At 39.9% G+C, this 23,597-nt stretch carries 19 protein-coding genes, 1 pseudogene and 1 other annotated feature; of the genes and pseudogenes, 16 read left to right on the top strand and 4 right to left on the bottom strand.

All coding sequences use genetic code 11. The features are described from left to right. Positions 1-24 precede the first annotated feature (24 nt). The 13 genes from ppc (at position 25) to B7692_RS02900 (ending at position 13,586) form a co-directional block, all read left to right on the top strand. Positions 25-2,721, top strand: coding sequence for a phosphoenolpyruvate carboxylase (gene ppc / locus B7692_RS02960; protein ID WP_000058154.1), 2,697 nt, complete (start codon positions 25-27; stop codon positions 2,719-2,721). A gap of 96 nt (positions 2,722-2,817) precedes the next feature. After that, positions 2,818-3,035 (top strand) — a binding site (T-box leader). Between the two features lie 111 nt (positions 3,036-3,146). Next, positions 3,147-4,142: a tryptophan ABC transporter substrate-binding protein gene (trpX, locus tag B7692_RS02955; protein WP_084929849.1), complete on the top strand. Its 996-nt coding sequence runs from the start codon at positions 3,147-3,149 to the stop codon at positions 4,140-4,142. A 75-nt stretch (positions 4,143-4,217) separates the two neighbouring features. Beyond that, positions 4,218-5,084, top strand: a complete 867-nt coding sequence (locus B7692_RS02950; RefSeq protein WP_004254625.1) for an ABC transporter permease — start codon at positions 4,218-4,220, stop codon at positions 5,082-5,084. After that, positions 5,081-5,839 carry an ABC transporter ATP-binding protein gene (locus B7692_RS02945; protein WP_020901797.1) on the top strand — a complete coding sequence of 253 codons (759 nt, stop codon included), beginning with the start codon at positions 5,081-5,083 and terminating at the stop codon, positions 5,837-5,839. The genes B7692_RS02950 and B7692_RS02945 overlap by 4 nt, the downstream gene beginning before the upstream one ends. An 89-nt stretch (positions 5,840-5,928) precedes the next feature. After that, the gene (gene dnaG, locus B7692_RS02940; protein ID WP_049516625.1) at positions 5,929-7,689 is read left to right on the top strand and encodes a DNA primase; all 1,761 of its coding nucleotides are present in this window, start codon (positions 5,929-5,931) and stop codon (positions 7,687-7,689) included. A 2-nt stretch (positions 7,690-7,691) separates the two neighbouring features. Then, positions 7,692-8,801 (top strand): RNA polymerase sigma factor RpoD, encoded by a 1,110-nt coding sequence (gene rpoD / locus B7692_RS02935; RefSeq protein ID WP_000201903.1) that lies wholly within the window; start codon positions 7,692-7,694, stop codon positions 8,799-8,801. Between the two features lie 14 nt (positions 8,802-8,815). Next, entirely contained in the window at positions 8,816-9,145 is a 330-nt protein-coding gene (locus tag B7692_RS02930; protein WP_000331925.1) for a metal-sulfur cluster assembly factor, read from the top strand. 114 nt (positions 9,146-9,259) lie between these two features. Continuing rightward, the gene (cpoA, locus tag B7692_RS02925; RefSeq protein WP_192855467.1) at positions 9,260-10,303 is read left to right on the top strand and encodes an alpha-galactosylglucosyldiacylglycerol synthase; all 1,044 of its coding nucleotides are present in this window, start codon (positions 9,260-9,262) and stop codon (positions 10,301-10,303) included. A 15-nt stretch (positions 10,304-10,318) separates the two neighbouring features. Beyond that, entirely contained in the window at positions 10,319-11,644 is a 1,326-nt protein-coding gene (locus tag B7692_RS02920; protein WP_084929848.1) for a glycosyltransferase family 4 protein, read from the top strand. A 29-nt stretch (positions 11,645-11,673) separates the two neighbouring features. Then, positions 11,674-11,850: a PspC domain-containing protein gene (locus tag B7692_RS02915; protein WP_084929897.1), complete on the top strand. Its 177-nt coding sequence runs from the start codon at positions 11,674-11,676 to the stop codon at positions 11,848-11,850. A 58-nt stretch (positions 11,851-11,908) separates the two neighbouring features. Beyond that, positions 11,909-12,043 carry a DUF4044 domain-containing protein gene (locus tag B7692_RS02910; protein WP_000863852.1) on the top strand — a complete coding sequence of 45 codons (135 nt, stop codon included), beginning with the start codon at positions 11,909-11,911 and terminating at the stop codon, positions 12,041-12,043. Positions 12,044-12,107: 64 nt separating this feature from the next. Then, positions 12,108-13,418 carry a GTPase ObgE gene (gene obgE, locus B7692_RS02905; RefSeq protein WP_084926409.1) on the top strand — a complete coding sequence of 437 codons (1,311 nt, stop codon included), beginning with the start codon at positions 12,108-12,110 and terminating at the stop codon, positions 13,416-13,418. A 9-nt stretch (positions 13,419-13,427) separates the two neighbouring features. Further along, on the top strand, positions 13,428-13,586 hold the full coding sequence (locus B7692_RS02900) for a hypothetical protein (RefSeq protein WP_001808548.1): 159 nt from the start codon (positions 13,428-13,430) through the stop codon (positions 13,584-13,586). Between the two features lie 43 nt (positions 13,587-13,629). Here B7692_RS02900 and B7692_RS02895 read toward each other — a convergent pair whose 3' ends face one another. The 3 genes and pseudogenes from B7692_RS02895 to B7692_RS02890 all read right to left on the bottom strand — a co-directional run bounded on the left by B7692_RS02895 (position 13,630) and on the right by B7692_RS02890 (position 16,846). Beyond that, positions 13,630-14,100: an arginine repressor gene (locus B7692_RS02895; RefSeq protein WP_084929847.1), complete on the bottom strand. Its 471-nt coding sequence runs from the start codon at positions 14,098-14,100 to the stop codon at positions 13,630-13,632. Further along, positions 14,097-14,389: pseudogene (locus B7692_RS11405) on the bottom strand (Xaa-Pro dipeptidyl-peptidase); the annotation flags it as partial. The pseudogene B7692_RS11405 and the gene B7692_RS02895, both read right to left, overlap by 4 nt. Before the next feature lie 174 nt (positions 14,390-14,563). Next, complete coding sequence (locus B7692_RS02890) at positions 14,564-16,846, bottom strand: Xaa-Pro dipeptidyl-peptidase (RefSeq protein ID WP_084929846.1); 2,283 nt, start codon at positions 16,844-16,846, stop codon at positions 14,564-14,566. Between the two features lie 288 nt (positions 16,847-17,134). Between B7692_RS02890 and B7692_RS02885 the strand changes: the two genes are divergently transcribed. The 3 genes from B7692_RS02885 to pyk all read left to right on the top strand — a co-directional run bounded on the left by B7692_RS02885 (position 17,135) and on the right by pyk (position 22,886). Next, positions 17,135-20,236, top strand: a complete 3,102-nt coding sequence (locus B7692_RS02885) for a DNA polymerase III subunit alpha (RefSeq protein ID WP_192855466.1) — start codon at positions 17,135-17,137, stop codon at positions 20,234-20,236. 80 nt (positions 20,237-20,316) lie between these two features. Next, entirely contained in the window at positions 20,317-21,324 is a 1,008-nt protein-coding gene (pfkA, locus tag B7692_RS02880; RefSeq protein ID WP_000820863.1) for a 6-phosphofructokinase, read from the top strand. Positions 21,325-21,380: 56 nt separating this feature from the next. Continuing rightward, positions 21,381-22,886 carry a pyruvate kinase gene (gene pyk / locus B7692_RS02875; protein ID WP_060628431.1) on the top strand — a complete coding sequence of 502 codons (1,506 nt, stop codon included), beginning with the start codon at positions 21,381-21,383 and terminating at the stop codon, positions 22,884-22,886. A 64-nt stretch (positions 22,887-22,950) separates the two neighbouring features. Here pyk and B7692_RS02870 read toward each other — a convergent pair. Next, positions 22,951-23,597 (bottom strand): IS3 family transposase (locus B7692_RS02870; RefSeq protein WP_142360018.1); only part of this gene is annotated, 647 nt, incomplete at its 5' end.

Here is a 23,597-nt window from a genome sequence, read left to right as displayed (position 1 = left end):
AGTTGATAGTGGAAAGGATTACCTATGTCTCTTCAAAAATTAGAAAACTATAGTAATAAAGCTGTCGTGCAAGAAGAAGTATTGATTTTAACAGAATTGTTAGAAGATATCACTAAAAATATGCTTGCCCCAGAGACTTTTGCAAAAATCATGGAGTTGAAAGAATTATCAACTCAAGAAGATTATCAAGGCTTGAACCAATTGGTTACGAGTCTGTCAAATGATGAAATGGCTTATATTTCACGCTATTTCTCTATCTTGCCTCTCTTGATTAATATTTCAGAAGATGTGGATTTGGCCTATGAAATCAACCACCAAAATAATATCGATCAAGATTATCTTGGGAAATTATCGGCAACGATCAAAATGGTTGCAGAAAAAGAAAATGCGGTTGAAATTCTAGAACACTTGAATGTTGTCCCTGTTTTGACTGCCCATCCAACACAAGTACAACGTAAGAGTATGCTGGATTTGACCAATCATATCCATACCCTTTTGCGTAAGTATCGTGATGTGAAATTAGGATTGATTAATAAGGAAAAATGGCATAATGATCTCCGTCGTTACATTGAGATTATCATGCAGACAGACATGATTCGTGAAAAGAAATTGAAAGTAACCAATGAAATCACGAATGTTATGGAATACTACAATAGTTCATTCCTGAAGGCAGTTCCTCATTTGACTGCTGAGTACAAGCGTCTGGCTAAAAAACATGGCTTGGAGTTAAAACATCCTAAACCAATTACCATGGGAATGTGGATTGGTGGAGACCGTGATGGGAATCCCTTTGTTACAGCAGATACCTTGAAACAATCTGCTATGACTCAGTGTGAAGTCATCATGAACTACTATGATGAAAAGATTTACCAACTTTATCGTGAATTCTCTCTCTCAACCAGTATTGTCAATGTAAGCAAGCAAGTTAGAGAAATGGCTCGTCAATCCAAGGACAACTCTATTTATCGTGAAAAAGAGCTGTATCGTCGTGCCTTGTTTGATATTCAATCAAAAATCCAAGCAACAAAAACCTATCTGATTGAGGATAAGGAAGTTGGTGCTCGCTATGAAACAGCTAATGATTTTTATAAGGACTTAATTACCATTCGTGATTCCCTCTTGGAAAACAAGGGTGAAGCACTGATTTCTGGTGATTTTGTTGAGCTGATTCAGGCAGTTGAAATTTTTGGTTTCTATTTGGCATCTATAGACATGCGTCAAGATTCTAGTGTTCACGAAGCCTGTGTAGCTGAACTCTTGAAATCAGCGGGTATTCATTCTCATTATAGCGAACTCAGTGAAGAAGAAAAATGCCAGCTTCTCTTGAAAGAATTAGAGGAAGATCCACGTATTCTTTCTGCCACTCATGTTGAAAAATCAGAGTTACTTGAAAAAGAATTAGCAATCTTTAAGGCTGCTCGTAAGTTGAAAGATAAGTTGGGAGATGATGTCATTCGTCAGACCATCATTTCACATGCAACCAGCGTATCAGACATGTTGGAATTGGCTATCTTGCTAAAAGAAGTAGGGTTAGTTGATAAAGAAAGAGCCCGTGTCCAAATTGTTCCTCTCTTTGAAACAATTGAGGACTTGGACCACTCAGAAGAAACCATGAGAGAATACCTTTCACTTCCTCTTGCTAAGAAATGGATTGCTTCACGCAATAACTACCAAGAAATCATGCTTGGTTACTCTGATAGTAATAAAGATGGTGGTTATCTATCATCATGTTGGACCCTCTACAAGGCTCAACAACAATTGACTGCTATTGGAGATGAATTTGGCGTTAAGGTTACCTTCTTCCATGGTCGTGGTGGGACTGTTGGTCGTGGTGGTGGACCAACCTATGAAGCCATCACATCTCAACCGCTTAAGTCTATCAAGGATCGTATCCGTTTGACGGAGCAGGGTGAAGTAATTGGGAATAAATACGGTAACAAAGACGCTGCCTACTATAATCTTGAAATGTTGGTTTCAGCAGCCATTAACCGTATGATTACTCAGAAGAAGAGCGATACCAATACCTCAAATCGTTACGAAGCTATTATGGATCAAGTGGTGGACCGTAGTTACGATATCTACCGTGATTTGGTCTTTGGAAATGATCATTTTTATGATTATTTCTTCGAATCAAGTCCAATCAAGGCTATTTCAAGCTTTAATATTGGTTCTCGTCCAGCCGCTCGTAAGACTATTACTGAAATCGGTGGTTTGCGAGCTATCCCTTGGGTCTTCTCATGGTCGCAAAGTCGCGTCATGTTCCCTGGCTGGTATGGGGTTGGTTCAAGCTTCAAGGAATTTATCGATAAAAATCCAGAGAATATTGCTATCTTACGAGATATGTACCAAAATTGGCCTTTCTTCCAATCGCTCCTTTCAAATGTTGATATGGTCTTGTCAAAATCAAATATGAACATTGCTTTTGAATATGCCAAACTGTGTGAGGATGATCAAGTAAAAGCAATCTATGAGACTATTTTAAATGAATGGCAAGTGACCAAGGAAGTTATCTTGGCTATCGAAGGGTATGACGAACTTTTGGCTGAAAATCCATATCTAAAAGCCAGTTTGGATTACCGTATGCCTTACTTTAATATCCTCAACTATATCCAGTTGGAGTTGATTAAACGTCAACGTCGAGGAGAATTATCAAGCGATCAAGAAAAATTAATCCATACAACCATCAACGGAATTGCAACAGGATTGCGTAATTCAGGCTGATACCTATCAAGCTTCCTCTTTTCTATAGGGGAAGTTTTTGAATAGTTCAAAAAAATGCTAAAAGAGTCTTGACAAGTAGTTGAAAAATGATATAATTTAACCATTCAGAAAAGTAATCATTCAAACTTTTTAGAGAGTCTGTGGTAGCTGAAAACAGATAAGTGATGATGATGAAAATTGGGCTGAATGTTATTTAGAATTTGAAATCATAAAAATTCGGTGAGCACACCTTACAGTGCATCTCGTTATTGCGAGACAGAGCGATAGGGGAATTCCCTATAATTGAGGTGGTACCGCGCATCGACGTCCTCACACAAGTTTTTTGTGTGAGGACTTTTTTGATGGAGGTTAGTATGGAAAGAAAACGATGGCGTCGCTTGTTTGTATAAGTGAAGTATTTTAAAGGAATAAAAAGGAGAAATAGAATGAAAAATAAACGTTTAATTGGAATTATCGCTGCATTAGCAGTCTTAGTAGCAGGAAGCTTGATTTACTCTTCAATGAATAAACCAGAAGCTAAGAATGAAAAGAAAGTTGCCAAAGTTGGTGTCCTTCAGTTTGTGAGCCATCCATCTCTTGACTTGATTTATAAAGGGATTCAAGATGGACTTGCAGAAGAAGGTTATAAAGATGACCAGTTGAAGATTGACTTTATGAACTCAGAAGGTGACCAAAGTAAGGTTGCGACAATGAGTAAACAATTGGTTGCAAACGATAATGACTTGGTAGTTGGTATCGCAACACCAGCTGCTCAAGGTCTGGCTAGTGCAACAAAAGACCTACCTGTTATCATGGCTGCTATTACAGACCCAATCGGTGCGAACTTGGTTAAAGATTTGAAAAAACCAGGTGGCAATATTACAGGGGTATCTGACCACAATCCAGCTCAACAACAAGTTGAACTCATCAAGGCTCTGACACCAAATGTGAAAACTATCGGAGCTCTTTACTCAAGCAGCGAAGACAATTCAAAAACACAGGTAGAAGAATTTAAGGCTTATGCTGAAAAAGCAGGTTTGACAGTAGAAACATTTGCAGTTCCTTCAACAAATGAAATTGCTTCAACAGTTAACGTTATGACTAGCAAGGTTGATGCTATCTGGGTTCCAATTGATAACACTATTGCTTCAGCCTTCTCAACTGTTGTATCAAGCAACCAATCAGCTAAAAAACCAATCTACCCAAGTGCAACTGCCATGGTAGAAGCAGGTGGTTTGGCATCCGTTGTAGTTGACCAACATGATCTTGGTGTGGCAACTGGCAAAATGATTGCTCAAGTTTTGAAAGGTGCAAAACCAGCTGATACACCAGTCAATGTCTTTTCAACTGGTAAATCAGTTATCAATAAAAAATTGGCACAAGAGTTAGGTATTACTATTCCTGAGTCTGTTCTCAAAGAAGCAGGACAAGTGATTGAATAATCTAAAATGGAGGAGTTGGGGACATCTCCTCCAATTTTTTACAATAGAAATCATATAGAAAAGGTTAAGAAACAGATGATATTATCTATTATTTCTCAAGGATTTGTCTGGGCTATTTTAGGTCTGGGAATCTTTATGACATTTAGGATTTTAAACTTTCCAGATATGACAACAGAAGGTTCCTTCCCTCTTGGGGGAGCTGTTGCTGTCACTCTGATAACCAAAGGTGTAAATCCCTTTTTAGCGACACTTGTTGCTGTAGGAGCAGGTTGTTTGGCTGGAATGGCAGCAGGTCTTCTTTATACAAAAGGGAAGATTCCAACCTTGCTCTCAGGGATTTTGGTGATGACTTCCTGTCACTCTATCATGCTCTTGATTATGGGACGTGCAAATTTAGGATTGCTTGGAACCAAGCAAATCCAGGATGTTTTGCCTTTTGATTCAGATTTGAACCAACTCTTGACAGGTCTCATCTTTGTCAGTCTTGTTATTGCTCTCATGCTCTTTTTCTTGGATACCAAACTCGGACAAGCCTATATTGCTACAGGTGACAATCCTGATATGGCTAGAAGTTTCGGGATTCATACTGGACGCATGGAGCTCATGGGCTTGGTCTTATCAAATGGTGTGATTGCCCTTGCAGGGGCTCTTATTGCCCAGCAAGAAGGCTATGCCGATGTATCTCGAGGAATCGGGGTGATCGTTGTGGGGCTTGCAAGTTTGATTATTGGAGAAGTTATCTTCAAGAGTTTGAGCTTGGCAGAACGTCTGATTACCATCGTTGTAGGTTCTATCGCCTATCAATTTTTAGTGTGGGCAGTTATTGCGCTTGGCTTTAATACAAGTTACCTTCGTTTGTACAGTGCCGTGATTTTAGCAGTCTGCCTCATGATTCCAACATTTAAGCAAACAATCTTGAAAGGAGCCAAATTAAGCAAATGACAGCAATTGTAGAATTAAAAAATGCAACCAAAGTCGTTAAAAATGGCTTTGATGAAGAAAAGATTATTTTAAATGATGTTTCCTTAGAAATTTTTGAACAGGATTTCATCACGATTTTAGGTGGAAATGGAGCTGGGAAATCAACCCTCTTTAACACTATTGCAGGAACCTTATCCTTAACCAGTGGAACCATCCGTATTTTGGGTGAAGATGTTACCAAGTTTTCGCCAGAAAAGCGAGCTAAGTATCTGTCTCGAGTCTTCCAAGATCCCAAGATGGGGACAGCTCCTCGTATGACGGTCGCTGAAAATCTTTTGATTGCCAAGTTTCGTGGTGAAAAGCGTGGACTGTTTCCGAGACGTCTGGCTAGCTATAAGGATGAGTTTCAGGCAACTATTGAAAAAGTGGGAAACGGTCTTGAGAAACACTTGAATACACCAATTGAGTTCTTATCTGGTGGACAAAGACAGGCTTTGAGTCTCTTGATGGCAACCTTGAAGCGTCCAGAATTACTCTTGTTAGACGAGCATACTGCAGCCCTTGATCCAAAGACCAGTGTCGCACTCATGGAGTTGACAGATGAATTTGTCAAGAAAGATCAGCTGACAGCGCTTATGATTACCCACCATATGGAAGATGCTCTCAAATATGGCAATCGCTTGATTGTCATGAAAGAAGGACGAATTATCCAAGATTTGAACCAAGAAGAAAAAGCAAAAATGAAAATCTCTGATTATTATCAACTCTTTGAATAAAGTAGGGAAAATGAGTGAAATGGTTTACTTTTTTTCTGAAATAAAGTATACTATATAAAGTAAACTATGATAACATGGAGGTATTGTGTATGGTTGACAAACAAGTCATTGAAGAAATCAAAAACAATGCCAACATTGTGGAAGTCATAGGAGATGTGATTTCTTTACAAAAGGCAGGACGGAACTATCTAGGGCTCTGTCCTTTTCATGGTGAAAAAACACCTTCTTTCAACGTTGTAGAGGACAAACAGTTTTACCACTGTTTTGGTTGTGGTCGATCAGGTGACGTCTTTAAGTTCATCGAGGAGTACCAAGGGGTTCCCTTTATGGAGGCTGTCCAAATCTTAGGTCAGCGTGTTGGGATTGAGGTTGAAAAGCCGCTTTATAGTGAACATAAGCCAGTTTCGCCTCACCAAGCTCTTTATGATATGCACGAAGATGCTGCCAAATTTTACCATGCTATTCTCATGACAACGACTATGGGAGAAGAGGCCAGAAACTACCTTTATCAGCGTGGTTTGACAGATGAAGTGCTCAAACATTTTCGGATTGGTTTAGCACCTCCAGAACGCAACTATCTTTATCAACGTTTGTCTGGTCAGTATCGTGAAGAGGATTTTCTAGATTCAGGATTGTTTTATCTCTCGGATGCTAATCAATTTGTAGATACATTTCACAATCGGATCATGTTTCCCCTGACAAATGACCAGGGCAAGGTCATTGCCTTCTCAGGTCGTATCTGGCAGAAAACGGATTCACAAACTTCTAAGTATAAAAATAGCCGATCGACTGCAATTTTTAACAAAAGTTACGAATTATATCATATGGATAGGGCAAAAAAATCTTCTGGCAAAACCAGTGAGATTTACCTGATGGAAGGATTCATGGATGTCATTGCAGCCTATCGGGCTGGAATCGAAAACGCTGTGGCGTCCATGGGAACAGCCTTGAGCCGTGAGCATGTTGAGCATCTGAAAAGGTTAACCAAGAAGTTGGTTCTGGTATACGATGGCGATAAGGCTGGGCAAGCTGCGACATTGAAAGCACTGGATGAAATTGGTGATATACCTGTGCAAATTGTCAGCATGCCTGATAACTTGGATCCAGATGAGTATCTACAAAAAAATGGTCCAGAAGACTTGGCCTATCTATTAACGAAAACTCGTATTAGTCCGATTGAGTTTTACATTCACCAGTACAAACCTGAAAATAGTGAAAATTTGCAGGCTCAGATTGAGTTTATTGAAAAAATAGCTCCCTTGATTGTTCAAGAAAAATCTATTACTGCTCAAAACAGCTATATACATATTTTAGCTGACAGTCTGGCGTCCTTTGATTATGCCCAGATTGAGCAGATTGTTAATGAGAGTCGTCAGGCACAAAGGCAGAATCGCATGGAAGGTATTTCCAGACCGACGTCAATCACTATGCCTGTCACCAAGCAGTTATCAGCTATTATGAGAGCAGAAGCTCATCTACTTTATCGAATGATGGAATCTCCTCTTGTTTTGAACGATTACCGTTTAAGGGAAGACTTTGCATTTGACACACCTGAATTTCAGGTCTTATATGACTTGCTTGGCCAGTATGGAAATCTTCCTCCGGAAGTTTTAGCAGAACAGACAGATGAAGTTGAAAGAGCTTGGTACCAAGTCTTAGCTCAGGATTTGCCTGCTGAGATGTCACCTCAGGAACTTAGTGAAGTAGAAATGACTCGAAACAAGGCTCTCTTGAATCAGGACAATATGAGAATCAAAAAGAAGGTGCAGGAAGCGAGCCATGTAGGAGATACAGACACAGCCCTAGAAGAATTGGAACGTTTAATTTCCCAAAAGAGAAGAATGGAGTAATAATGGCAACAAAACAAAAAGAAGTAACAACATTTGATGTACAAGTAGCAGAATTTATCCGTAATCATAAACAAAAAGGGACAGCAACTGATGATGAAATTAATGCAAGTCTGGTGATTCCTTTTACCTTGGATGCTGATGGGATTGAAGATCTCTTGCAACGAATTCAGGATGCAGGGATTTCTATCACAGATAACGAAGGAAATCCAAGTGCGCGTGTTCTTAGCACTGAAGAAGAGCCAGAACTCAGTGATGAGGACTTGATTGGTTCAACTTCGGCTAAGGTTAATGACCCTGTCCGTATGTACTTGAAAGAAATCGGGGTCGTACCTCTCTTGACCAATGAAGAGGAAAAAGAATTGGCGCTTGCTGTTGAAGCTGGTGATATCGAAGCCAAACAACGTCTTGCGGAAGCCAACCTTCGTTTGGTTGTTTCTATTGCTAAACGCTATGTTGGTCGTGGTATGCAGTTCCTTGACTTGATTCAAGAAGGAAATATGGGCTTGATGAAGGCGGTTGACAAGTTTGATTATTCTAAAGGGTTCAAGTTTTCAACTTACGCAACTTGGTGGATTCGTCAGGCTATCACTCGTGCTATTGCGGATCAAGCTCGTACTATTCGTATCCCAGTCCACATGGTTGAAACGATTAACAAGCTTGTTCGTGAACAGCGTAACCTTCTTCAAGAATTGGGGCAAGATCCAACACCAGAACAAATCGCTGAACGAATGGATATGACACCTGATAAGGTTCGTGAAATCTTGAAGATTGCCCAAGAACCGGTATCCCTTGAAACTCCAATCGGTGAAGAGGATGATAGCCACCTTGGGGACTTTATCGAAGATGAAGTGATTGAAAATCCAGTGGACTATACAACTCGTATTGTCTTGCGTGAGCAGTTGGATGAGGTCTTGGATACTCTTACAGACCGTGAAGAAAATGTTTTGCGTCTGCGTTTTGGGCTAGATGATGGTAAAATGCGTACCCTTGAAGATGTTGGTAAAGTCTTTAACGTGACTCGCGAGCGTATCCGTCAGATTGAGGCTAAAGCTTTGAGAAAACTACGCCAACCAAGTCGCAGCAAACCGCTTCGTGATTTTATTGAAGACTAAGAGTGAGGATGAATATGGCTTATACAGAAGAGCAAATTGAAAATATCAAAACACGGATTTTATCAGCCTTGGAAGAAGTGATTGACCCTGAGTTGGGAATCGATATTGTCAATCTTGGTTTGATTTATGAGATTCGTTTTGACGGCGACACAGGGCAAACAGAGATTGATATGACTTTGACAACTATGGGTTGTCCCCTAGCTGACCTTTTGACGGACCAGATTTATGATGCCATGACAGAGGTGCCAGAGGTAACGGATACTGAGGTTAAATTAGTTTGGTATCCAGCCTGGACCGTTGAAAAAATGAGTCGCTATGCACGCATTGCCCTAGGCATTAAGTAAACATATAAAAGCATGTGAGAGATTATTGGAAAATAAGGAAATTTACCCCTCTTTTCCTCTAGTCTCTCCTTTATTTTGCTGATTTTATTCAAAGAAAATGATATAATAGTAGCTATGGAAAAAAAGAAATTACGCATCAATATGTTGAGTTCAAGTGAGAAAGTAGCAGGACAAGGAGTTTCAGGTGCTTACCGTGAATTAGTTCGTCTTCTTCATCGTGATGCCAAGGACCAATTGATTGTTACAGAAAATCTTCCAATAGAGGCAGATGTGACTCACTTTCATACAATTGATCTCCCCTATTATTTATCAACATTCCAGAAGAAACGATCAGGAAGGAAAATTGGCTATGTGCACTTCTTGCCTGATACACTTGAGGGGAGTTTGAAAATTCCATTTTTCTTAAAGGGAATTGTGAAACGCTATGTATTTTCTTTTTACAACCGGATGGAGCACTTGGTGGTGGTCAATCCTATGTTTATCGAGGATTTGGTGGCAGCTGGTATTCCACGTGAAAAAGTTACCTATATTCCTAACTTTGTAAACAAGGAAAAATGGCATCCTCTTCCGCAAGAAGAGGTAGCGAGACTGCGTACAGAGCTAGGTCTTAGTAACAATCAGTTTATCGTAGTAGGTGCTGGTCAAGTTCAGAAACGCAAAGGGATTGACGATTTTATCCGTCTGGCTGAGGAATTGCCGCAAATTACCTTTATCTGGGCAGGTGGTTTCTCTTTTGGTGGTATGACAGATGGTTATGAACGTTACAAGAAAATCATGGAGAATCCACCTAAAAATTTGATTTTTCCAGGTATTGTATCGCCAGAGCGGATGCGCGAATTGTATGCCCTAGCGAATCTTTTCTTGTTGCCTAGTTATAATGAGCTCTTTCCGATGACGATTTTAGAGGCTGCCAGTTGTGAAGCTCCGATTATGTTGCGTGATTTAGATCTTTATAAGGTAATTTTGGAGGGAGATTATCGGGCTACAGCAGATAGAGAAGAGATGAAAGAAGCTATTCTGGAATATCAAGCGAATCCTGCTGCTTTAAAAGATTTGAAAGAAAAAGCTAAGAATATTTCTAGAGAGTATTCTGAAGAGCATCTGTTACAAATCTGGTTGGACTTTTATGAGAAACAAGCCGCTTTAGGGAGAAAGTAAAAAGTGAGGTAATCTATGCGAATTGGTTTATTTACAGATACCTATTTTCCTCAGGTTTCAGGTGTTGCGACCAGTATTCGAACCTTGAAAACCGAACTTGAAAAGCAGGGACATGCTGTTTTTATCTTTACAACGACAGATAAGGATGTCAATCGTTATGAAGATTGGCAAATTATCCGCATTCCAAGTGTTCCTTTCTTTGCTTTTAAAGATCGTCGCTTTGCCTATCGAGGTTTCAGCAAGGCGCTTGAAATTGCTAAACAATATCAACTGGATATTATCCATACTCAGACAGAATTTTCTCTTGGTCTGTTGGGGATTTGGATTGCACGTGAATTGAAGATTCCAGTCATCCATACCTATCACACCCAATACGAAGACTATGTACATTATATTGCCAAGGGGATGTTGATTCGTCCTAGTATGGTCAAGTACTTAGTAAGAGGTTTCCTGCATGATGTGGATGGGGTGATTTGCCCGAGTGAGATTGTCCGAGACTTGCTATCTGACTATAAAGTCAAGGTTGAAAAACGTGTTATTCCTACTGGGATTGAATTAGCCAAGTTTGAACGTCCAGAAATCAAGCAAGAAAATCTGAAAGAACTACGTAGTAAACTAGGGATTCAAGATGATGAAAAGATGTTGCTTAGCCTTTCCAGAATTTCCTATGAAAAAAATATTCAGGCAGTACTAGCATCCTTTGCAGAAGTTCTGAAAGAGGAAGACAAGGTTAAACTGGTAGTTGCTGGGGATGGACCTTATCTGGATGATCTCAAAGAGCAAGCCCAGAAACTAGAGATTCAAGACTCTGTTGTCTTTACAGGGATGATTGCTCCTAGTGAGACCGCTCTTTACTATAAGGCGGCAGATTTCTTCATCTCGGCCTCAACAAGTGAAACGCAAGGTTTAACTTACTTGGAAAGCTTAGCTAGTGGGACGCCTGTCATTGCTCACGGAAATCCTTATCTGGACAATCTTATCAGTGATAAAATGTTTGGAACCTTGTACTATGGGGAACATGATTTGGCCGGAGCTATTTTGGAGGCCCTGATTGCAACGCCAGATATGGATGAGCATACCTTATCAGAGAAGTTGTACGAGATTTCAGCTGAGAACTTTGGAAAACGAGTGCATGAGTTTTATCTGGATGCCATCATTTCAAATAACTTCCAGAAAGATTTAGCCAAAGATGATACGGTCAGCCAGCGTATCTTTAAGACAGTTTTGTATCTTCCGCAAAAGGTGGTCGCTGTGCCCGTAAAAGGCTCTAGACGCATGCTGAAGGCTTCAAAAACGCAGTTAATCAGCATAAGAGATTATTGGAAAGACCATGAGGAATAGAAAGAGGAACAGCCATGAAAAAACAATTAATGAGAAGTGGTCTTGATAAAAAGATTGCGGGTGTTTGTGCCGGAGTGGCCCATTATCTTGATATGGATCCAACTATCGTTCGCGTAATATGGGGTGTTCTTGCATTTTGTTATGGGGCAGGAATTGTAGCTTATATCATTTTATGGATTATTGCGCCGGTAGCAAGTGACTATTGAAAACTAGCTAAATTCATGCTAAGATAATAGAAAATAGAATGTAACGAAGGAGATAAAAATGGCATTTGGAGATAATGGAAAACGTAAAAAAACTATGTTTGAGAAATTAACCTTGCTTATCGTACTTATCATGTTAGTAGCAAGTATTTTGGGTATTTTTGCAACTGCAATTGGTGCCCTCAGTAATCTATAAAATAGATTCAAGAAAATTTTGTGACTGGGATTTCCCAGCCCTTTTTTAAAGTGAGAAGAAAAAAATGAGTATGTTTTTAGATACAGCCAAGATCAAGGTCAAGGCTGGTAATGGTGGCGATGGTATGGTTGCCTTTCGCCGTGAAAAATATGTCCCTAATGGCGGTCCTTGGGGTGGTGACGGTGGTCGTGGAGGTAATGTAGTCTTCGTTGTAGACGAAGGTCTACGTACTCTCATGGATTTCCGCTATAATCGCCATTTCAAGGCTGATTCTGGTGAGAAAGGAATGACCAAAGGGATGCATGGTCGTGGTGCTGAGGACCTTAGAGTTCGAGTACCACAAGGTACGACTGTGCGTGATGCTGAGACAGGCAAGGTCTTGACAGATTTGATTGAACACGGTCAAGAATTTATCGTTGCCCACGGTGGTCGTGGTGGACGTGGAAATATCCGCTTTGCAACACCAAAAAATCCTGCACCGGAAATCTCTGAAAATGGAGAACCAGGTCAGGAACGTGAGTTACAATTGGAACTAAAAATCTTGGCTGATGTTGGTTTAGTTGGATTCCCATCTGTTGGGAAATCAACACTTTTAAGTGTTATTACCTCAGCTAAACCTAAAATTGGTGCCTACCACTTTACGACCATTGTGCCAAATCTAGGTATGGTTCGTACCCAATCAGGTGAATCCTTTGCAGTAGCTGATTTACCAGGTTTGATTGAAGGGGCTAGTCAAGGAGTTGGTCTGGGAACTCAGTTCCTCCGTCACATCGAGCGTACACGTGTCATCCTTCATATTATTGATATGTCAGCTAGCGAAGGCCGTGATCCTTATGAGGACTACCTAGCTATCAATAAGGAGTTGGAGTCATACAATCTTCGTCTCATGGAGCGTCCACAGATTATCGTAGCCAATAAGATGGATATGCCTGAGAGTCAGGAAAATCTTGAAGAATTCAAGAAGAAATTAGCTGAAAATTATGATGAATTTGAAGAGTTACCAGCTATCTTCCCAATTTCTGGTTTGACCAAGCAAGGTCTGGCAACGCTCTTGGATGCTACAGCTGAATTGCTAGACAAGACACCAGAATTCTTGCTCTACGACGAGTCAGATATGGAAGAAGAAGTTTACTATGGATTTGACGAGGAAGAAAAAGCCTTTGAAATTAGTCGTGATGACGATGCGACATGGGTGCTTTCTGGTGAAAAACTCATGAAACTCTTTAATATGACCAACTTTGATCGTGACGAATCGGTCATGAAATTTGCTCGCCAGCTACGGGGCATGGGGGTTGATGAAGCCCTTCGTGAGCGTGGAGCTAAAGATGGTGATTTGGTCCGCATTGGTAAGTTTGAGTTTGAATTTGTAGACTAGGAGACTGATATGGGAGATAAACCGATATCTTTCCGAGATGCGGATGGCAACTTTGTTTCCGCCGCAGACGTTTGGAATGAAAAGAAATTGGAAGAACTGTTTAATCGTCTCAATCCAAATCGTGCCCTGAGATTAGCACGAACTAAAAAAGAGAATCCATCTCAGTAAAGAATATAACAAAATTCCGTGCCACATCAGACACGGAATTTTCTTATTCTTCAAAGAAAAATGGTGGAGCGAATTTTTTCAATTCTTCAAAGCATTTTTGAGCAGCTTCTGCATCTTCACAGATGACGAGACAGACATCATCTCCACAGAGAGTAGCGATAGCGTCAGGGAAGCTCAAAGCATCAATGATAGAACCAAAGGATTGAGCAAGTCCAGGAAGGGTTTTTAGTAGGACTTGATGTTGAACTGGGCGCATCAAGACAAGAGCATCCTCCATATAAATTTCGAGACGTTTTTCCCATTTTGAGATAGAACCTGTATTGAGCACGTAGTAAGAGTTGTCTTCTTCTCGTACTTTTGAAAGGTTCATACTTTTAATATCTCTCGAAAGTGTAGCTTGTGTAACTTGAATGTCGTTATCAGCAAGAAGAGCTTGTAGCTCAGCTTGAGTATGAATCTTGTTTTTCGTTATAAGAGCTCGTATGAGTTGGTGTCGGTGTTCAGATTTGTTCATAAATTGTTACTCCTTGTACAAGGTACAGAAAGCGTGGACTGAACGAGAATGTCAGTCGGGTGGTAAGCGGTATTGTCACGTATGATGATTTCAAAGTCAGTAGTATAAAGAACTATACGGAGAAAATCTCCTTCCTTTAACTTGTCACTAGTTGAATGTAGATGAATAGGCTTTATATCTGTTGTGTTCTTTACTAACAGTAAATCATTCAATTTGGGTAGCCTTTTGTCACGACTTGTTGTGAATTTACGATTAATGTCAATTCACAGAGATTTTCCAACATGTGGTGTGGTAGCGAGTATTATTAATGAGTACACATGTTGGTTTTTGGGGTTAGTATCTTTTGTACAAGCTCCCGTTATGGGATTATCATAAGCCCTTCTTTGAGAGTGGATTTGATACCAAGTTTATGTTTTGTTAGACTCTTCAAGTGGAAATTTTTCCATACTGAATCTCTGTTATATTATACCTTTTGACAAGGTAGGATAAGACTAGACTGTTCAAGATCAACAGTCAGGTGGTAAGCGGTATTGTCACGAATTGTGATTTCAAAGTCAGTAGTATAGAGGACTAGACGAAGAGTATCTCCTTCTTTTAACTTATAAATAGTTGGTTGCAGTTCAAATTGGATATCCATCCACTCATCTGCCTTAATATCCTCTACTGACAGTAAACCATTTCTATTTTGCAAATTGAGGTAGCCTTTTGTCACGACGCGTTGTGTATTTTCACGAAAAGGCAATTCACAGAGATTTTCCAACATATGGTAGCGACCGTTGTCAATAGTTCTAGCACTTAAAACAGCTGGATAAGGTTGTAGGTATTTTTTCTGTCCAAATTCTAGCAGTTGAGCTGATAAGAGCCCCTTGTTTGTGCTGGATTTGATACGTAGATTGAGCTGAGCACGACCGTTCAAGTGAAGATCTTTGGTTATAGGAAGGTCAATAGTAATCTGATTGACTTTCCCTTGATAGAGTTCTGTATTGAAGGTCTGGTATGTCTTACCATAACGCTCAAAATCTTTATCTGAGTACAGGTTTTGAATAACTTGCTCTTCTTGACCAAGTGCGAAAGTTTCAAAGTTTTCTTGCCCACCGAAGGTATCAAGTGATAACCAAGCCTGAGGAGCTGTATTGTCCTGCCAAATGACAGTAGGAAGTTGGAAATCTGTATCTTGTCCCAGTAATTTCTTTGTCAATAAGGCGTTCATGGACTCACGGAAGTCAATGGACTGCCAGTTGTTCATGTACACATGGGCGCCATTATGGAAAAAGAGATGCTTATTTATATTAGTAGGAAGGGCATGAAACATCTGATAAACATGAAGTGGTTTAACATTCCAATCCTGTGAACCGTGGGTAAAGACAACCTCTGCTTTTACCTTATGGGCATTGAGCAGATAGTTACGGTCATGCCAAAACTGGTTATAGTCGCCGGTCTTTCGTTCCAGTTGTTCTTTTACTTTTTCTAAGTCAGCTTGGTGAGATTCATTGCCACGGGTATAGTCGCCAGCCAAGAGGTTACGAGAGTAGGTTAGTTCAGCAAGGGAGTCAAAGTCCTCACCGGGATAACCGCCTGGGCTGGTTACCAGACCATTTTCACGATAGTAGTTGTACCACGAAGAAATACCAGCCTCGGCAATAATAACCTCTAAACCATCTACACCTGTAGTCGCAAGACCATTGGACATGGTACCTAGATAGGAAAGTCCAGTTGTAGCAACTTTTCCGTTTGACCAGTCAGCCTTGACTTGACGTTGGCGCGTGTGGTCAGTGAAAGCACGGCAACGGCCATTAAGCCAATCGATGACATTTTTATAAGCCTCGATTTGCTGGTAGTCTCCGTTAGTCATGAAACCAGTAGAGTCTTTGGTACCAACACCTGAGACATACAGATTGGCAAAACCTCGTGGAAGGAAGTAGTCGTTGAGAGTATAGCTAGCGTTGATGTGCGTTAGCTTTTCCTCAGTTTCTGACACAAGCTCAGCTTGACCTTGAGGTTGGACGAGATTTAGTTGAGGTTCCTCTAGCTCAATCTTGTGAGCAGGTTTAACCTCGAGATTGCCCTCCATCTTGTAGAGAGCCTTGTCACTAGCCTTGTCATTTGTTCCTTGATGATAGGGACTGGCTGTCATGATAGCAGGGATTTTTCCATCAAAACGAGGACGAATAATGCTAACCTTGACTAAGTCTGGTAGCCCTTTTCGGTCAGTATCGACACGAGACTCAACGTAAACGACTTCTCGAATGGCATCATGGCTAGAAAAAGTAGCCAAACTCTTGCCGTTAAAGTAGTGGTAGTCATTATCCTCAGGAATAAGACCGTCACTGACAAGTTGGTCGATAAGAGTGTTTCCCTTTTTGGTGCGAGTATTGAGTAACTGATAGAGATTTTCAATCAAGTCACCATATTTGATAGGAAATTCTGTTTCTTGACGAAATTGCTCAACGTCTTCAAAGTCAACCAAATAAGAAAAACCTAAAAGTTGAAAGGCTACAGTATAGAAAATATCTGCAGTCAGTTCTTTGTCTGACTGAAAAAATGTCAGTAAGTCAGTTTTTTTATCTGAAGAAAGTATAGACAAGGGATAATCTGTATTTTGATATGTGAAATAAATTTTACGAATAAAGTCCTCAAATTGCTTTTTTTCTGAATCAGTAGGTTTTAGGTTGAAACCTAAAGAAACTAAATCATTCAGGGCCTGCGTTGATGAAGTTTTAAGATAGCTGTATTGATTAAAACGCATAAGACCTCCTATTTATGAAATATATTAAGGTTATTATATCAAAAAATAGAGAGAAAAGAAACTATAAAAATTAACAGAAATTATAATAAATAAAAATAAGTACTTATGAAATAAACATGTAAAATGATAAGCTTAAATACAAAAATATTAGCGATGCTGTTGAAAATCGGGCAAGGATCGTCTAGTCAACTATGATTTGAGTTATTAGATATTAAAGCATCAGTAATAGTAATAGAAATTTAAAGAAAATGGTATAATATAGTGAGAACGATAGAGGAGAAGTGTAAATTGATCGCACAACTAGATACAAAAACAGTCTATAGTTTTATGGAGAGCGTCATTTCGATCGACAAGTATGTGAGAGCAGCTAAAGAATTCGGATACACTCATCTGGCTATGATGGATATCGATAATCTTTATGGTGCTTTTGACTTTCTAGAGGTTACAAAAAAATACGGCATTCATCCTTTATTAGGGATTGAAATGACTGTTTTAGTGGATGAGCAGGAAGTGAATCTGCGCTTTTTAGCTCTATCTAGTGTAGGCTATCAGCAGTTGATGAAGCTTTCAACAGCCAAGATGCAGGGGGAGAAAAATTGGTCAGTTTTATCTCAGTACCTGGAGCATATTGCTGTAATTGTGCCTTATTTTGATGGACTGGAGTCGCTAAATCTAGGCTGTGATTATTATATTGGGGTTTACCCAGAAACACTGGCAAGCGAATTTCATCATCCTATTTTGCCACTGTATCGGGTAAATGCCTTTGAAAGCAGGGATAGAGAAGTTTTGCAAGTCTTAACAGCGATTAAAGAAAATCTACCACTTAGAGAAGTTCCCTTGCGTTCACGACAAGATGTCTTTGTATCAGCAAATTCTTTAGAGAAATTATTTCAAGAGCGTTTTCCGCAAGCCTTGGACAATTTAGAAAAGCTTATTTCAGGCATTTCTTACGACTTGGATACTAGTCTAAAATTGCCTCGTTTTAATCCAGCAAGGCCAGCAGTAGAAGAATTGAGAGAACGTGCTGAATTGGGGCTTGCTCAGAAGGGGTTAACTGGTAAAGAATATCAAGACCGTCTAGACCAAGAATTGGCTGTTATTCATGATATGGGCTTTGATGATTATTTCTTGGTTGTTTGGGATTTATTGCGTTTTGGACGTTCGAATGGCTATTATATGGGAATGGGACGGGGTTCTGCAGTAGGCAGCTTGGTTTCTTATGCCTTAGATATTACAGGGATTGACCCGGTGGAGAAGAATCTCATTTTTGAACGCTTCCTCAATCGTGAACGCTATACTATGCCTGATATTGATATTGATATCCCAGATATTTATCGTCCAGATTTTATCAGATATGTTGGTAATAAATACGGCAGTAAACATGCGGCTCAAATCGTTACTTTTTCAACCTTTGGTGCCAAACAAGCTTTGCGAGATGTCTTGAAGCGCTTTGGTGTGCCAGAGTATGAATTATCTGCAATTACCAAGAAAATCAGTTTTCGTGATAATCTTAAGTCAGCCTATGAAGGTAACCTCCAGTTTCGTCAGCAAATCAATAGTAAGTTAGAATACCAAAAAGCTTTTGAAATTGCCTGCAAGATTGAGGGATATCCAAGACAAACCTCTGTCCATGCGGCTGGTGTTGTAATCAGTGACCAAGATTTGACCAATTACATCCCTCTAAAGCATGGTGACGAAATTCCACTGACTCAATATGATGCTCATGGAGTCGAAGCGAGTGGACTTTTGAAGATGGATTTTCTGGGGCTACGAAATTTGACCTTTGTCCAGAAAATGCAAGAGTTGCTTGCTGAAACAGAAGGCATTCACTTGAAAATAGAAGAAATCGATTTGGAAGACAAAGAAACGTTAGCTCTTTTTGCTTCTGGCAATACAAAAGGTATCTTTCAATTTGAACAACCTGGTGCTATTCGCCTACTCAAGCGTGTGCAGCCAGTCTGTTTTGAAGATGTCGTAGCAACTACTTCTCTAAATCGACCAGGTGCAAGTGACTACATCAATAATTTTGTGTCAAGAAAGCATGGGCAGGAAGAAGTGACTGTTCTAGATTCAGCACTGGAGGATATTTTGGCTCCAACTTATGGCATTATGCTCTATCAGGAGCAGGTTATGCAGGTTGCTCAGCGATTTGCTGGATTTAGTCTTGGGAAGGCCGATATTTTGCGTCGAGCTATGGGGAAAAAGGATGCCTCTGCTATGCATGAGATGAGGACTTCCTTTATTCAAGGTTCCATAGAAGCTGGTCATACTGCGGAAAAAGCAGAGCAGGTTTTTGATGTTATGGAGAAGTTTGCAGGTTATGGATTTAATAGATCTCACGCCTATGCTTACTCAGCTTTGGCTTTCCAGTTGGCTTATTTCAAAACACATTATCCAGCTATTTTTTATCAGGTCATGTTGAATTCTGCCAATAGTGATTATGTAACAGATGCCTTAGAAGCAGGTTTTGAAGTAGCCCCATTGTCCATCAATACTATTCCCTATCACGATAAAATTGCCAACAAGTCTATCTATCTAGGTTTGAAATCGATTAAGGGGCTCAGCAAGGATTTGGCGCTTTGGATTATTGAACATAGACCTTATTCTAATATTGAAGATTTTTTAGCTAAACTACCTGAGAATTATTTGAAACTTCCTTTGCTGGAACCTTTGGTAAAAGTTGGTCTTTTCGATTCATTTGAAAAAAATCGTCAAAAAGTATTCAATAATTTAGCTAATCTATTTGAATTTGTGAAAGTATTAGGAAGCTTATTTGGAGAGAGCATTTATAGTTGGCAAGATTCGGAGGACTGGACGGAGCAAGAAAAATTCTACATGGAACAAGAGTTTCTAGGAGTAGGCGTTAGCAAACATCCACTACAAGCTATTTTAAGCAAGGCTATTTATCCGATTACTCCTATTAGTAATTTGTTAGAAAATAGCTATGCTATTATCTTGGTTGAAGTTCAGAAGATAAAAGTAATTCGTACCAAAAAAGGTGAAAATATGGCTTTCTTACAGGTGGATGACAGTAAGAAAAAATTGGATGTTACCCTCTTTTCAGATTTATATCGACAGGTTGGACAGGAAGTAAGAGAAGGAGCCTTCTACTATATAAAAGGAAAAATCCAATCACGTGACGGTCGTCTGCAAATGATTGCACAAGAAATAAGAGAAGCAGTTGCTGAGCGCTTTTGGATTCAGGTGAAAAATCATGACTCGGATCAAGAAATGTCACGTATTTTAGACCAGTATAAAGGCCCAATCCCAGTCATTATCAGGTATGAAGAGGAACAGAGAACAATTGTTTCTCCCAACCATTTTGTAGCTAAATCTGATGAATTAGAGGCGAAATTGAATGAAATCGTTATGAAAACGATTTATCGCTAAAATTACGGAAAATAGAAGAATTTTCAATGTAAATGTGGTATAATCAGTAAGAATGTTAAAAGAAAAAGGAGCATAACCAAATGAAACGTATTGCTGTTTTGACTAGTGGTGGAGACGCCCCTGGTATGAACGCTGCCATCCGAGCAGTTGTTCGTCAAGCAATTTCAGAAGGAATGGAAGTGTTTGGTATCTATGATGGATATGCTGGTATGGTTGCCGGTGAAATTCATCCCCTAGATGCAGCTTCAGTAGGAGATATCATTTCTCGTGGTGGTACTTTCCTTCACTCAGCTCGCTATCCAGAGTTCGCTCAACTTGAAGGGCAACTTAAAGGGATTGAGCAATTGAAAAAACACGGGATTGAAGGTGTAGTTGTTATCGGTGGTGACGGATCTTACCACGGTGCTATGCGTTTGACTGAACATGGCTTCCCAGCTATCGGTCTTCCAGGTACAATCGATAACGATATCGTTGGTACTGACTTTACAATCGGTTTTGATACAGCGGTTACGACTGCTATGGACGCTATCGATAAGATTCGTGATACGTCATCAAGTCACCGTCGTACTTTTGTTATCGAAGTTATGGGCCGTAACGCAGGTGATATCGCTCTTTGGGCAGGTATCGCAACTGGTGCTGATGAAATCATCATTCCTGAAGAAGGATTCAAGATTGAAGATATCGTTGAAAGCATTAAATGTGGTTATGAGTGTGGTAAAAAACACAACATCATCGTCTTGGCAGAAGGTGTGATGTCAGCGGCTGAATTTGGTCAAAAACTAAAAGAAGCTGGGGATACAAGCGACCTTCGTGTGACAGAACTTGGACATATTCAACGTGGTGGTTCTCCAACTGCGCGTGACCGTGTTTTGGCATCACGTATGGGTGCACATGCTGTTAAACTTCTTAAAGAAGGTATCGGTGGTGTTGCGGTTGGTATCCGTAACGAGAAAATGGTTGAAAACCCTATTCTTGGAACTGCAGAAGAAGGAGCATTGTTTAGCCTTACTGCAGATGGTAAGATTGTGGTTAACAACCCACACAAGGCTGACCTTGAGCTATCTAGCTTGAATAAGAGCTTGTCATAATTTATAATTTAGTTAATAAGACCAAAAAGGTCATATATAAAGGAGTCACAAAAATCATGAACAAACGTGTAAAAATCGTTGCAACTTTGGGACCTGCGGTAGAAATCCGTGGTGGTAAAAAATTCGGTGATGACGGATACTGGGGCGAAAAACTTGATGTTGAAGCTTCAGCTAAAAACATTGCTAAATTGATTGAAGCTGGTGCTAACACATTCCGTTTCAACTTCTCACACGGTGACCACCAAGAACAAGGTGACCGTATGGCAACTGTTAAACTTGCTGAAAAACTTGCAGGTAAAAAAGTTGGTTTCCTTCTTGATACTAAAGGACCAGAAATCCGTACTGAATTGTTTGAAGGAGATGCAAAAGAGTACTCTTACACAACTGGTGAAAAAATTCGTGTTGCTACTAAGCAAGGAATCAAATCAACTCGTGATGTAATCGCATTGAACGTTGCTGGTGCTCTTGATATCTATGATGATGTTGAAGTTGGTCGTCAAGTTTTGGTTGACGATGGTAAACTTGGTCTTCTCGTTGTTGCTAAAGATGATGCGACTCGTGAATTTGAAGTTGAAGTTGAAAACGATGGCGTAATTGCTAAACAAAAAGGTGTTAACATCCCTAACACTAAAATTCCTTTCCCAGCACTTGCTGAACGTGATAACGATGATATCCGCTTTGGTCTTGAACAAGGTATCAACTTCATCGCTATTTCATTCGTACGTACTGCAAAAGATGTGAACGAAGTTCGTGCAATCTGTGAAGAAACTGGAAACGGACATGTTCAATTGTTCGCTAAAATCGAAAACCAACAAGGTATCGACAACTTGGATGAAATCATCGAAGCTGCTGATGGTATCATGATTGCTCGTGGTGACATGGGTATCGAAGTACCATTCGAAATGGTTCCAGTTTACCAAAAAATGATCATCAAGAAAGTTAATGCTGCAGGTAAAGTTGTTATTACTGCAACAAACATGCTTGAAACAATGACTGAAAAACCACGTGCAACTCGTTCAGAAGTATCAGACGTATTCAACGCTGTTATCGACGGTACTGACGCTACAATGCTTTCAGGTGAGTCTGCAAACGGTAAATACCCACTTGAGTCAGTAACTACAATGGCTACAATCGACAAGAACGCTCAAACTCTTCTTAACGAATACGGTCGCTTGAACTCAGATTCATTTGAACGTAACTCTAAGACAGAAGTAATGGCTTCAGCTGTTAAAGATGCTACTAACTCAATGGACATTAAATTGGTTGTAACTCTTACTAAGACAGGTCACACTGCACGTTTGATCTCTAAATACCGTCCAAATGCTGATATCTTGGCATTGACATTCGACGAATTGACAGAACGTGGATTGATGTTGAACTGGGGTGTTATCCCAATGTTGACAGATGCTCCATCATCAACTGACGATATGTTTGAAATTGCTGAACGTAAAGCAGTTGAAGCAGGTCTTGTACAATCTGGTGATGATATCGTTATCGTAGCTGGTGTACCACTTGGAGAAGCTGTACGTACAAACACAATGCGTATCCGCACTGTACGTTAATTAAAATAAAAAGCCTATCATATTAAGCTTTTCTGTACTGACCCCCAAAAGTTAGACAATTAATTTATACAAAGGATTTAGTTCTGTATTGTACAGGGCTAAGTCCTTTTAGTTTTACCTTAATTCGTTTATTGTTGTAGTAATCAATATAGTCTACAATGGCTTGTTCCAATTGCTTAAGCGACTGAAACGACTTCTCATAACCGTAAAACATCTCCGATTTCAGAATGCCAAAGAAGGACTCCATCATACCGTTGTCTGGGCTGTTACCCTTGCGCGACATAGATGCTTGAATTCCCTTACTCTCTAGGAACCGATGATAAGAATCGTGTTGGTATTGCCAGCCTTGATCACTATGGAGAATCGTATTCTCGTAGTGTTTCTCTGTGAAGGCCTGTTCCAACATCGTTTTTACTTGTTCTAAATTAGGAGAACAAGAAAGATTAAAAGCAATAATTTCGCTGTTAAAGCCATCTAAAACAGGCGATAAATACAATTTCTGCGTGCTATTTGGAATGGCAAACTCTGTCACATCCGTATAACACTTTTCCATTGGTTTGGCTGCTTCAAATTGGCGTTGAATAAGGTTATCTACTTTCTTGCCAACGTCTCCTTTATGAGAAGAATATTTTCGTTTCTGTCGCATTTTAGCTTGTAAATTGAGTACTTTCATCAAGCGTTGAACTCTTTTATGATTTACCAGATAACCAC

Source organism: Streptococcus mitis, assembly GCF_002096925.1.
Taxonomy (GTDB): domain Bacteria; phylum Bacillota; class Bacilli; order Lactobacillales; family Streptococcaceae; genus Streptococcus; species Streptococcus mitis_AF.
The sequence above is the reverse complement of the archived record's forward strand: the minus strand, read 5'-3'. Positions and strand labels throughout refer to the sequence as shown.